The sequence below is a fragment of the Allobosea sp. genome, assembly GCF_036675845.1.
Classification (GTDB): Bacteria; Pseudomonadota; Alphaproteobacteria; order Rhizobiales; family Beijerinckiaceae; genus Allobosea.
This window is the reverse complement of record NZ_JAKFED010000198.1, coordinates 1-12430: the sequence shown is the minus strand read 5'-3', so window position 1 is coordinate 12430 and position 12430 is coordinate 1. Positions and strand designations below refer to the sequence as shown.

At 67.7% G+C, this 12430-nt stretch carries 9 protein-coding genes and 1 pseudogene; 7 read left to right on the top strand and 3 right to left on the bottom strand.

Features of this window, described 5'->3' with window-relative positions; genetic code table 11:
• On the bottom strand, positions 1-2901 hold a 2901-nt coding region (gene carB / locus V6M56_RS21120), incomplete at its 3' end, for a carbamoyl-phosphate synthase large subunit (RefSeq protein WP_332686697.1).
• A 419-nt stretch (positions 2902-3320) separates the two neighbouring features.
• On the opposite strand from carB, the gene nhaA reads away from it, so the two are divergent.
• Positions 3321-4523 (top strand): Na+/H+ antiporter NhaA, encoded by a 1203-nt coding sequence (gene nhaA / locus V6M56_RS21115; protein WP_332686695.1) that lies wholly within the window; start codon positions 3321-3323, stop codon positions 4521-4523.
• 157 nt (positions 4524-4680) lie between these two features.
• Entirely contained in the window at positions 4681-5742 is a 1062-nt protein-coding gene (locus V6M56_RS21110; RefSeq protein WP_332686693.1) for a class I SAM-dependent methyltransferase, read from the top strand.
• A gap of 114 nt (positions 5743-5856) precedes the next feature.
• Here the strand turns inward: V6M56_RS21110 and V6M56_RS21105 are convergent, their stop codons facing one another.
• Positions 5857-7068 (bottom strand): MFS transporter, encoded by a 1212-nt coding sequence (locus tag V6M56_RS21105; RefSeq protein WP_332686691.1) that lies wholly within the window; start codon positions 7066-7068, stop codon positions 5857-5859.
• 137 nt (positions 7069-7205) lie between these two features.
• Here V6M56_RS21105 and V6M56_RS21100 point away from each other — a divergent pair, with 137 nt between their 5' ends.
• The 3 genes from V6M56_RS21100 (at position 7206) to V6M56_RS21090 (ending at position 9499) form a co-directional block, all read left to right on the top strand.
• Positions 7206-7556, top strand: a complete 351-nt coding sequence (locus V6M56_RS21100; RefSeq protein WP_332686689.1) for an ArsR/SmtB family transcription factor — start codon at positions 7206-7208, stop codon at positions 7554-7556.
• A 185-nt stretch (positions 7557-7741) separates the two neighbouring features.
• On the top strand, positions 7742-9055 hold the full coding sequence (locus tag V6M56_RS21095; protein WP_332686687.1) for a hypothetical protein: 1314 nt from the start codon (positions 7742-7744) through the stop codon (positions 9053-9055).
• 45 nt (positions 9056-9100) lie between these two features.
• Positions 9101-9499, top strand: coding sequence for a GtrA family protein (locus tag V6M56_RS21090; protein ID WP_332686685.1), 399 nt, complete (start codon positions 9101-9103; stop codon positions 9497-9499).
• An 11-nt stretch (positions 9500-9510) separates the two neighbouring features.
• On the opposite strand, the gene V6M56_RS21085 is transcribed toward V6M56_RS21090, so the two are convergent.
• Complete coding sequence (locus V6M56_RS21085; RefSeq protein WP_332686683.1) at positions 9511-10203, bottom strand: class I SAM-dependent methyltransferase; 693 nt, start codon at positions 10201-10203, stop codon at positions 9511-9513.
• 156 nt (positions 10204-10359) lie between these two features.
• Between V6M56_RS21085 and V6M56_RS21080 the strand changes: the two genes are divergently transcribed.
• Together V6M56_RS21080 and V6M56_RS21075 are read left to right on the top strand one after the other, a co-directional pair.
• The gene (locus tag V6M56_RS21080; RefSeq protein WP_332686681.1) at positions 10360-11616 is read left to right on the top strand and encodes a cyclopropane-fatty-acyl-phospholipid synthase family protein; all 1257 of its coding nucleotides are present in this window, start codon (positions 10360-10362) and stop codon (positions 11614-11616) included.
• A gap of 176 nt (positions 11617-11792) precedes the next feature.
• Positions 11793-12430: pseudogene (locus V6M56_RS21075) on the top strand (GGDEF domain-containing protein); the annotation flags it as partial.

Genomic DNA, 12430 nt, shown 5'->3' with positions numbered 1-12430 from the left:
CTGGCTCTTGGCGAAGGCGACGTCGAAGGAGCGGTCGAGGCCGATGACCTCGCCGGTCGAGCGCATCTCCGGCCCGAGCAGCACGTCGACGCCGGGGAAGCGCGCGAAGGGGAAGACCGCCTCCTTGACGCCGACATGGTCGAGCTTCTCCTGCTTCAGCCCGAAGCCGGCGAGGCTCTCGCCGGCCATCAGCCGCGCCGCGATCTTGGCGATCGGCTTGCCGATGACCTTGGCGACGAAGGGCACCGTGCGCGAGGCGCGCGGATTGACCTCGAGCACGTAGATGACGCCGTTCTGGATGGCGTACTGCACGTTCATCAGCCCGCCGACATCGAGCGCCAGGGCCATGGCGCGGGTCTGGCGTTCCAGCTCGGCGATGGTCTCAGGCGAGAGCGAACGCGGCGGCAGCGAGCAGGCGGAATCGCCGGAATGGATGCCGGCCTCCTCGATATGCTCCATGATCCCGGCGATGAAGGCGTCCTTGCCGTCGCAGAGGCAGTCGACGTCGACCTCGATCGCATCCGAAAGATAGCGGTCGAAGAGCAGCGGGTTCTTGCCGAGCACGGTGTTGATCTGGCCGGTCTTGTCGTTCGGGTACTTGGCCTTGACCTCGGAGGGGATCAGGCTCGGCAGCGTGCCGAGCAGGTAGTTCTCGAACTGGGTCTCGTCGCGGATGATCTCCATGGCGCGGCCGCCGAGCACATAGGAGGGCCGGACCACGAAGGGCAGGCCGAGTTCGGCCGCGATCAGCCGCGACTGCTCGACCGAATAGGCGATGCCGTTCTTCGGCTGCTTGAGCTGGAGCTTGTCGAGCAGGCGCTTGAAGCGGTCGCGGTCCTCGGCGAGGTCGATCATGTCGGGCGAGGTGCCGAGGATCGGGATGCCGGCCTCTTCCAGCGCATGCGCCAGCTTCAGCGGCGTCTGGCCGCCGAACTGGACGATGACGCCGTGCAGCGTGCCGGCCTGCTTCTCGGTCTCGAGGATCTCGAGCACGTCCTCGGCGGTCAGCGGCTCGAAATAGAGCCGGTCCGAGGTGTCGTAATCGGTCGAGACCGTCTCGGGGTTGCAGTTGACCATGATGGTCTCGTAGCCGGCATCGCGCAGCGCGTAGCAGGCATGGCAGCAGCAATAGTCGAACTCGATGCCCTGGCCGATGCGGTTGGGGCCGCCGCCGAGGATGACGACCTTCTTGGCGGAAGAGGGCAGCGCCTCGTCGGCCGGGGCGCCGGCGAAGGGCATCGCATAGGTCGAGTACATATAGGCCGTCGGCGAGGCGAACTCGGCGGCGCAGGTGTCGATGCGCTTGAACACCGGGCGCACGTCGAGCGAGCGGCGCAGCGCCTTCACTTCCTGCTCGCTCTTGCCGGCGACGGCGGCGAGGCGCTTGTCGGAGAAGCCCATCGCCTTGACCTGCCGGAAGGCGATCGGCGTCTGCGGCAGGCCGTGGACGCGGATCTTCTCCTCGGTCTCGACGATGCCGCGCATCTGGGCGAGGAACCAGGGGTCGATCCTGCAGCTCTCATGAATCTGCTCGTCGGTGAAGCCGAGGCGCATCGCCTGGGCGACATGCAGGATGCGGTCGGGCGTCGGGGTCGAGAGGGCCGCCTTGACGGCATTCCTGTCGTCGCCATGGCCGAGGCCTTCGACCTCGATCTCGTCAAGGCCGTCGAGGCCGGTCTCGAGCGAGCGCAGCGCCTTCTGCAGCGATTCCTGGAAGGTCCGGCCGATCGCCATCGCCTCGCCGACCGACTTCATCGCCGTGGTCAGGGTCGGCTCGGAGCCGGGGAACTTCTCGAAGGCGAAGCGCGGGATCTTGGTGACGACATAGTCGATGGTCGGCTCGAAGGAGGCCGGCGTCGCGCCGCCGGTGATGTCGTTCTCGATCTCGTCGAGCGTGTAGCCGACGGCGAGCCGCGCCGCGACCTTGGCGATCGGGAAGCCGGTCGCTTTTGACGCCAAGGCGGAAGACCGCGAGACGCGCGGGTTCATCTCGATGACGATCATCCGGCCGGTCACCGGGTCGACGGCGAACTGGACGTTCGAGCCGCCGGTCTCGACGCCGATCTCGCGCAGCACCGCCAGCGAGGCGTCGCGCATGATCTGGTATTCCTTGTCGGTCAGCGTCAGCGCCGGCGCGACGGTGATCGAATCGCCGGTATGGACGCCCATCGGGTCGATGTTCTCGATCGAGCAGACGATGATGCAGTTGTCGGCTTTGTCCCGAACAACCTCCATCTCGTACTCCTTCCAGCCGAGGACGCTCTCCTCGATCAGGACCTCGCTGGTCGGCGAGGCGTCCATGCCGCGCTCGACGATGTCGATGAACTCGCCCTTGTTGTAGGCGATGCCGCCGCCGGTGCCGCCCATGGTGAAGGAGGGGCGGATGATCGCCGGCAGGCCGATATCCTCGAGGGCGTCCAGCGCGGCGCCGAGCGACTTCACATGGTGCGAGCGCGGGGTGGAGAGGCCGATCTTGGTCATCGCCTCGCGGAAGCGCTCGCGGTCCTCGGCCTTGTCGATGGCATCGGCGGTGGCGCCGATCATCTCGATGTCGAACTTCTCCAGCACGCCCATCTTCTGCAGCGAGAGCGCGCAGTTCAGCGCGGTCTGGCCGCCCATGGTCGGCAGCAGGGCGAAGCCGCCGGGCAGGACGTTGCGCTCCTTCTCGATGATCTTGGCGACGATCTCCGGCGTGATCGGCTCGACATAGGTCGAATCGGCGAGCTCCGGATCGGTCATGATCGTCGCCGGGTTCGAGTTGACCAGGACGATGCGGTAGCCCTCCGCCTTCAGCGTCTTGCAGGCCTGGGTGCCGGAATAGTCGAATTCGCAGGCCTGGCCGATGATGATGGGGCCGGCGCCGATGATCAGGATCGTCTTGATGTCTGTGCGCTTGGGCATGGCTCGACCGGTTCCGTGCGGGCGCGCACGACCGTCCGATCGAAGCGAACGGGGCCGGGCAGCGCCTGAATGAATGCTAGGCGCTCGCTATAGACGGGAGCGGCGGCGGGGGGAAGCAGAAAGCGCGAGAAGGCGCAGGCGTGCACAGGAGGAAGGCGCGCGAGGGCGCCGGCGGCAGCCTTCCAGCCGGCGCATACGGGCCGGAACGCCCCGGCGATGGTTGCGAGCCGGCGCCATCGATGCGATAGAGGCCCCGGGTGCTCCGCCGCGAAGGTCGGGCGGGCAGGTTACTGCACTGGTCGGGCCGCCAGTGCGAGGAGACCTGCAGCAATGATCCCGACCACCCGGGCGCGCCTCCTGCGTGCGCGCCGCGCTTTTGTCCGCAATTCCGTCATCGCCCCGGACAAGGGGCAGCGTCGATGAGCGGTTCCATCGGCGCCCGCAAGCCCGACACCACCCTTCGCAAATTCGTCGAGAGCGAATCGGCCGGCGGTCTCGTCCTGATGGCCGCCGCGCTGGTTGCCATCGTCATCGCCAACTCGCCGCTGGCTTCGAGCTATTTCGCCGCCCTGAAGCTCTATATCGGGCCGCTCAGCCTGCTGCACTGGATCAATGACGCGCTGATGGCGCTGTTCTTCCTGTTCGTCGGGCTCGAGATCAAGCGCGAGATGCTCGACGGGCAGCTTTCGAGCTGGTCACGCCGGATCCTGCCCGGCGCAGCGGCCCTCGGCGGAATGGTCGTTCCAGGGCTGATCTTCATCGCCTTCAACCGGGCCGACCCGTCGGCGCTGCGCGGCTGGGCGATTCCAGCCGCGACCGACATCGCCTTCGCGCTCGGGGTGCTGTCGCTGCTCGGCTCGCGGGTGCCGGGCTCGCTCAAGGTCTTCCTGGCGGCGCTGGCGATCATCGACGATCTCGGCGCGGTCGTCATCATCGCGCTGTTCTATACGGCCGATCTCAATATCTACGCCCTGCTGGGCGGTGTCGTCGTGTTCGGCGCGCTCTGCGGCCTGAACCGCCTCGGCCACCAGAAGCTGCCGGCCTATCTCGCCCTTGGCCTCGCCCTGTGGGTGCTGACCCTGATCTCGGGCGTGCATGCCACGGTCGCCGGCGTCCTGCTGGCGCTGACCATCCCGATCCGGGTCACGCCCGCGAAGCCCGAGGCCGACCCGGCGCACTCGCCGCTGCATCGCCTCGAACACCGTCTGCATCTGCCGGTCGCCTTCCTGGTCGTCCCGATCTTCGGCTTCGCCAACGCCGGCGTCTCGTTCTCCGGGCTTTCGCCCGAGGTGCTGGGCGACATGCTGGCGGTCGGCGTCGCCGCCGGCCTGTTCTTCGGGAAGCTGATCGGGGTGCTGGGCTCGGTCCTGCTGATGGAGCGCAAGGGCTGGGCCGACCTGCCGGCCAATGCGAGCTGGAGCCAGATGGTCGGCGTGGCGCTGCTCTGCGGCATCGGCTTCACCATGAGCCTGTTCATCGGCCTGCTCGCCTTCGAGGACCCGGCCATGCAGGCGCGGGTGAAATACGGGATCCTCGCCGGCTCGCTGCTCTCGGGCCTGGCGGGCTACCTCGTGCTGCGGGTGGCCCGCCGGGAGGACCCGCCGCCGCGCGCCGCCGGCTGAGACGGCGGGTTTGCTGGAAAACGCTCGCGAAAGGGCGGGAGGGCAGCCGCCTTGCCGCTTTGCGAGGACCTGCCGCAGGTATAGCATTGCCGCTTCCGCGATGGCGTCGAGCCGGTTCGCGACTGACCCGGCCACGCCCAACCAGAGGAGCATGGTCATGCGTCAACCCGATCCGCAAAAGCTCGATGCACTGGTGGGACGCCTCGTCGGGGACGTCGGAGCCTGCGTCACCGGCTCGCTGATCGTGCTCGGCGATCAGCTCGGCCTCTACAAGGCGATGGGGGACGGCAATCCGGTCACCGCGTCTGAACTCGCCAGCCGCACCGGCGTCAAGGAACGCTATATCCGCGAATGGCTCTCGGCCCAGGCCGCGGCCGAGTATATCGACTATGACGAGAAGACGGATCGGTTCAGCCTCTCGCCCGAGCAGGCCATGACCTTCGCCGAGGAAGGCAGCCCGGCCTTCTTCGCCGGGGCCTTCGAGATCGTGCAGTCCATGTGGGTCGACGAGCCCAAGATCGAACAGGTGTTCCGGACCGGCGCCGGCCTCGGCTGGCATGAGCACAGCAAATGCCTGTTCCGCGGCACCGAGCGCTTCTTCCGCCCCGGCTACAACGCCAATCTGAAGACGAGCTGGATCCCGGCGCTCGAGGGCGTCGAGGCGAAGCTCGAGAAGGGCGCGGTCGTCGCCGATGTCGGCTGCGGCCATGGCGCCTCGACCATCCTGATGGCGCAGGCCTATCCGAAATCGCGCTTCTTCGCCTTCGACTATCACGGACCTTCGATCGAGAAGGCGCGCGAGGCGGCCGAGGAGGCCGGCGTCGGCGACCGGATCGTCTTCGAGAAGGCCACGGCCAAGGATTTCCCGGCGAAGAAATACGATCTCGTGGCGATGTTCGATTGCCTGCACGACATGGGCGACCCCGTCGGGGCCGGCCGCCATGTCAGGGAGACGCTGGCCGAGGACGGCACCTGGATGATCGTCGAGCCCTTCGCCCACGACCATCTCAAGGACAATCTCAATCCGGTCGGCCGGATCTTCTACGGCGCCTCGACGATGATCTGCACGCCGGCCTCGCTGTCGCAGGAGGTCGGGCTCGGGCTCGGCGCCCAGGCCGGCGAGATGCGGCTGCGCAAGGTCGCGCTCGACGCCGGCTTCTCGCATTTCCGCCGTTCGAGCGAGACGCCGTTCAACATGGTGTTCGAAGTGCGGAGTTGATTTCGACGCTCGTCCGGCTGGGATGTGAGGACAGGTTCGCCATGAAGCGAACCTGTCGATGCAAACGCCTGAACGATGCCGGGTGGAGGCAGGGACCGAACCGCCCGGCATTGCTCAGCGCGCAGGCGGCGCGACGGCGATCTCGCTGACGAGCGTGGCCTTGCGCGCCGCGGCCCGGCGTCGCCGCACCGAGAGCAGCAGCAAAGCGAGCGCTGCGAGCTCGCAGGCGGCGCCGACGAAGCCGAGCTCCCAGGAGGCGCCGTGGCGCAGGACCTGCTGCCCGAGCGCGGCGCCGGCGGCGATGCCGACATAGAGCGCCGAGGCGTTGAGCGAGAGCGCGACCACGGTCGCCTCCGGCGCCATCGCGGCGAGCCGCGACATCTGCGAGGGATGGCCGGCCCAGCCCGCGCCGCTCCAGACCGTCAGCACGACGGGCAGGACGAAGATCGCGACTGCCGGCGGCAGCGTCACCGCGACGAGCGAGGCCGAGGCGAGCGCGACCGCGAGCAGGATGAGCACGAAGGTCAGCGTCGGCACGGGGCCGAAGCGGTCGCTGGCCTGGCCGCCCCATTGGTTGCCGAGAGCCGCGCCGATGCCGGTCAGGACCAGCGTGGCGCTCAGCCAATGGCCGGTGATGCCGGCATGGGCCGAGAGGAAGGGCGCGATGTAGGTGTAGAGGGTGAAGGCGCCGGTCGTCCAAAGCGCGGTGGTGCCGAGCGCGAGCAGCACGTCGCCGCGGCGCGCGACCTGCAGGCGTTCGGCGAGCGTGTTGGTACCGCGCGGCAGCCCGGCCGGCATCTTGAGAAGCAGGCCGAGCAAGGCGAGGGCGCCGAACAGGGCGACGACCAGGAAGGCGAAATGCCAGCCGAGCGTCGCGACCGCGGTGCCGAGCGGGACGCCGAGAATCAGCGAGACGGTCATGCCGCCGGTGACGAGTGCGATCGCGCGCGCCCGGCGCTCCGGCGGCACCAGCGCCACGGCGACCGCATTGGCAGCCGGCATGAACACGCCGGCGCCGAGCGCCATGACGATGCGGGCCAGCATCATCCAGCCGAAATCGCTGGTGAAGGCGGCGAGCAGATTGGCGAGGGTGAAGACGGTGAGCGAGCCGATCAGGACGAGCCGCCGGTCGAGATTGCCGAGCAGCGTCGAAAGCACCGGCGAGCCGACGGCGTAGGCGATGGCGAAGACCGAGATCAGCAGTCCGGCCGTGTCGACCGGGACGCCGAACGCGACGGCGAGGTTCGGCAGGATGCCGGTGATGACGAGGCTGCCCGTGCCGATGGCGAAGGCGCCGCCGGCCAGCAGGAGAAGGCGGATATCCATGGCAGATCGCTCCGTGGGGAGTTGCCGACAATTTCAATGATCGTTGAATCATGCGTGCCGTGAGGCCATGAGTCAATCATAATTTCAAAGATCGTTGAAACTTGTCAGGAGCGATGCCGTCGCCTATGTGGGAGGTAATGAAACAGCAGCCCGTCCATCCTGATATCGACGAGGTGTTGCCGGCCGACGTGTTCGCGGCGCTGGGCGATCCGATCCGGCTCGGCATCCTGGTCTCGCTCGCGGCGTTCGACGAGGTCGACAAGGTGCGCTGCGGCAGCTTCACCGAACTCGCCTCGCCCTCGCTGCTCTCCTACCACTTCGCCAAATTGCGCGAGGCCGGGATCACGCGGGTGAGGGCGGAGGGGACGGTCCGCTTCATCAGCCTGCGCCGCGAGGAGTTCGACCGGCGCTTCCCGGGCCTGCTCGACAGCGTGATCGAGACGGCGCGCCGGGACCCTTCCGTGCCACGGATCAGCAATCCCGGCTGAATGCCGCGTTGGGCGCCAGGCGTCGTCCTTCCAAAGGTTACGAGAAGGCGCTTGCAAAGCGAGCTATCTCCAGTAATGTTATGTTGTAACATTACATTATATCCTTTGAGTTCCCGCCTTTCGTCACCCGGCTCCCCGGCTCCCCGGCGCCGTGAGGGGCCACGACGCATCCACAGGAGAGATCGATGCATCTTCGCTTCGCCGCGGCCGCCCTGGCCTGCGGCCTCGGTGCGCAGGCCGCCTGCGCGCATGACCACGCCGTATCGCGCGGCCGGCTCGTCTTTGCCGACCACGAGAAGCCGGTCGTGCGCGTGCTCGACCTCGACAGCGGCGAGGTCACGCACAGTTTCGACATGCCCAAGGCCAATCCCGGTTTCGCCGGCGTCGAGGGCGGGCGCTTCGTGGTGATCAAGACCGGCGACGAGGCCGGGACGCTGCGCATCCTCGATACCGGCCTGCGCTACGAATCCCATGGCGACCATGTCGACATCGACAAGGAGGAGGTCCGGCTGCTGGACTTCGCCGTCACCGGCGACCGCCCGGCCCATGTCGTCTCGAAGAAGGGCCGCCTCGCGCTGTTCTATGACGGCAAGCGTCCCTGGGAGGGCAAGAGCGAGCCCAAGGCGGTGCTGGTCGAGATCAAGAGCCTGCACGGGAAGGCGCCTGTCGTCGCTACCTGGGCGAGCCCGGCGCCGCAGCACGGCATCGCGGTTCCGCTCGGCGGCAGGCAGTGGCTGATCTCCGTGCCGAACGCGATCTATGCCAGGGGCGAGGATCGCAGCGCCTCGTCGCGGCCTGACGGTTTCCAGATTCTGGAGCAGGGCAAGATCCTGGAGCAGGGCAGGAGCTGGAAGACCGTCGCCAGCTTCAACGACTTGGGCCGGGCGGACGCCTCCTGCAAGCTGTTCCACGGCTATGCCGAAGCCAAGGGCCAGCATGTCTTCGGCTGTGCCGAAGGCGATGGCGGCGGTGTGCTGGTGCTGTCGCGCCGCGGCAAGGGCGCCTGGCATGCCCGCAAGCTCGCCTATCCCGACGCGCGCCGTGTCAGCTCGCTCAAGGCGCGCGAGGGCGAGCGCTACATCGTCGGCAATTACGGCGCGAAAGGCCCCTACAACGCGCTGCTGCGCATCGATCCGGCGGCGGAAAGCCTGGCGGGCGCCGATATCCTGCCGGTTCCGGAGGGCCAGGCGGCCTGCCAGTTCGAGCTCGGCGGCGACGGCGCGCGCCTCGCCAATCTGACGCCCGACGGCAAACTGCGCATCTACGAGATCGCCCCGGCCTGGAAGGAGCTGGCGAGTTTCGAGGCGGTGCCGGCCTTCGACTGCCAGTATGGCGCCAGGACCCCGACCCCGTCGCTGGCGGTCATCGGCGCCAGCGCCTTCGTCAGCGACCCGAGCAATGGCCGCATCCGCGAATACCATCTCGACACGCTGAAGCAGGGCCTCGACCTGCCGGTCGAGGGCAAGCCGGCCAATCTCGCCGGCAGCGATGCGGGCTGATCCGGCGTAGGCATCCGTTCAGCATCCGGGCTATAGGCTGCCCGGATGCCGCTTCGACGCCTTCCCCGCCAGCTCGTCGCCTATGCCTTCTCGGGCGGGATCACGGCGGTGGCGCATTACGCCCTGCTGATCGGGCTGGTCGAGCTCGGCGGCGTCGATCCGGTGCCGGCCTCGCTCGCCGGCTTCGCGCTCGGCGCCGTGGTCTCCTACACGCTGAACCGCTGGCTGACCTTCGACGCGACGCGCTCGCATGCGCAGGCGAGCTGGCGCTTCGGGCTGATCGCCTTCGGCGGCTTCCTGCTCACCGGCGTGCTGATGCACCTGTTCGTGAAGGTCGCCGGACTGCCCTATCTGCCGATGCAGCTCGTGACCACGCTGATCGTCATGGTCTTCACCTTCGCCGGCCACAAATCCTTCTCCTTCGCCGATCGCGAAGGCGGCTGACGGGCTCGTCGTCAGGCCGGCTTGCGGGCGGAAAAAGCCATGCGATGCGGGTTGTGGCCGAAGTTCGGGTGCGGGGCGACCTGCTCGTAGCCGGCGCCGGCGATCAGGCCGGTGATCGTGGCGGCGTCATAGGTGGTCAGTCCGTACTGGGCCCTGAGCTTGCGATAATCGGAGAAGACCGTGCGGACGAGCCCCGCCAGCGCGGCGAAGAAGAAGCCGCCGCGCCAGCCGAAGGCGAGCAGCTCGGTCGCGTCGGTCAGCGGCGAGAGATCGGGCGGGATCACATCGGCGAGGATGAGTTGGCCGCCCGGCTCCAGCTTGCCCAGCCAAAGCCCGAGGAGCTGCTTCAGCTCGTCGATGCTGAGATATTGCAGCAGCGAATTGGCGACGACGAGATCGAGCGAAGCCTCCGGCAGGGCCTCGACCTCCTCCGGCGAGACCACGGCGAGGTTGGAAAGGCGGCCGAAGCGGGCCCGCAGGCGGTCGCGGACATTCGGCGCCGCCTCGCACAGGATCAGCCGGCCGGCGGCCGAAGCGACGAGATCGGCCGAGAGCGCCTCGCCGCAGCCATGGTCGAGCACCACCGCGTCCGGTGACGGCACGAGCGCGGCAAGGTCGAGGGCGATGCGCCGGTAATGCAGCGCCTTGTGCCGTTCCGAGACATAGATGGCGTGCTCGCCATTCCAGAAATCGCGCCAGGACATCGGGTCTTTCCGTTTTGCGCCGGCGCAGGAGAGGCGTCGGCGCAAAAGCCCTATCACGCCGGAGCGCGCTTGGGAGCAGGCGGCTGGCCCGAACGGTTTGCGCTGGGGCAGGGGAGCCCCTAGCCTTCCCCAAACGATCCATGCGCCGGGGGGACCATGCTGTTGCTACCCAAGCTCCTGAAGCGGTTCGTCCGCCAGGGCCGCCTCACCGTGATCACGCCCGACGGCAAGCGCCATGTCTTCGGGCCCGGCCCCGGCCCGATCAGCTTCGCCGGCCAGCAGAAGATCGCGCCGGAGGTCACGGCGCGCTTTGCCGACGACAGGATCGAACGCGAGATCTTCCTCAACCCCGAGCTGGCGCTGGCCGAAGGCTATATGGACGGGCGGGTCGATTTCGAGGACGGCTCGTCGATCCACGACCTGCTCAGCCTGTTCTGGCTGCAGCGCAAGGAGCTCCGCAAGCATCCGCTGCAGCAGGCGGTCCGCAAGCTGCGCTTCCGCCTCCGGCGCTTGCGCATGCACAACCCGCTCGGCGTCGCCGGCAAGAAGGTGAAGCACCATTACGACATCCCGACCGACTTCTACCGGCTCTGGCTCGACGAGACGATGACCTATTCCTGCGCCTACTGGCACAGCCCCGAGGTCGGGCTCGAGGCGGCGCAGAAGGCCAAGCTCCGGCATCTCGCCGCCAAGCTCAGGATCGAGCCGGGCATGCGGGTGCTCGATATCGGCTCGGGCTGGGGCGAGCTTTCGATCTATCTGGCCAAGGCCTGCGGGGCGAAGGTCACCGGCCTCAATGTCTCGCCCGACCAGATGGCGGCGGCCGAGAAGCGGGCGGAAGCCGCCGGGGTCGGCGATGCCGTCAGCTTCGTCAACCAGGACTATCGCGAGCTCAGCGGCAGCTTCGACCGGGTCGTCTCGGTCGGCATGATGGAGCATGTCGGCGTCGCGCATTACCTCGAATATTTCGAGAAGATCCGCGACCTCCTGACGCCGGACGGGATCGCGCTCGTCCACTGCATCGGCCGCGTCGGCCCGCCGGGCTTCACCGGCCCGTTCTTCGACAAATACATCTTCCCCGGCGGCTATGCGCCGGCGCTGTCGGAGGTCTTCGCCGCGGTCGAGCAGACCGGGCTCTGGTCGTCCGACTGCGAATTCTGGCGCCGGCACTATCACTGGACGCTGGAAGCCTGGCGCGAGCGCTTCATGGCGCATCGCGAGGAGGTCGCCGCGATGATGGGCGAGCGCTTCGCGCGGATGTGGGAGTTCTATCTCAGCGCCTGCTCGATCTCCTTCGACATCGGCGGCGACATGGTCTTCCAGCTGCTGCTCGGCCAGCACAAGAGCGCCGTGCCGGTGATCCGGGACTACGTGACCGAGGCCGAGGCGGAGCTGGCAGGGCGGGGGTTTTAGGGGCGACCGAAGAGTGAACACCGCTCGGTGGCAGCCGACGGCCAACGGGAGCGAGGCGACGGGTTCCCACAAGCGGAAATTAACTCTTTCGCGTCAGACAAGGTCCGCACCATGGGCGAGGGGACGTGCTCGGCCATGCCTGAAGTCGCTAACGGGCACCGCTAACGACGACGCCGATGGACCTTCCGACCCTCTGGTACCTGACGATCGGAACCCTGCTCATCGCGGCCGCGATGACGCTTTGGGAGCGGAAAGCGCAAGCCCACCGGTCGCGGGAGCTCGGTATCTGGGCTCTTGCCTATTGCGTCTTCGCCATCGGCTGCGTCGTTGCGATGAACCGCAGCATGCTTCCGGGCGTGTCCGGCTCGGCGCTCGCCAATGTCGTCATGGTGCTCGGCTATCTGCTGTTGCTGCACGGGGCCTTGGTGCTGGACGGCAAGGCGTTGCACCCCATTCTCGGCGCAGCCCTTCTCGCCGCCCTCGGAATGTCATGGATCGTCGCCGGAACCAGCTGGGGGAGCATCTTCTGGAACCATGTCGGCTCGCTCCCGATCGCGGTCATCTGCGCCCTTACCGCGCTCGTCCTGTTCCGCAGCCGGACTGCGAGAGGGCTCCGGTCCCGCCCGATCGCGATCGCCGTCTTCGTCGGTCACGGCATTTTCTACGGCGCCCGCGCCTTCGTCATTCCGTTCGTCACATCGCTCTATGGCGACGGGGTGCTGCCCGTGGTTGCCAAAACCACGATGTACGAGGCCGTGCTGTTCACGGTCGCGATGCCGATGTCCTTTCTCCTGCTCGTGCGGGAGGAGGAGAG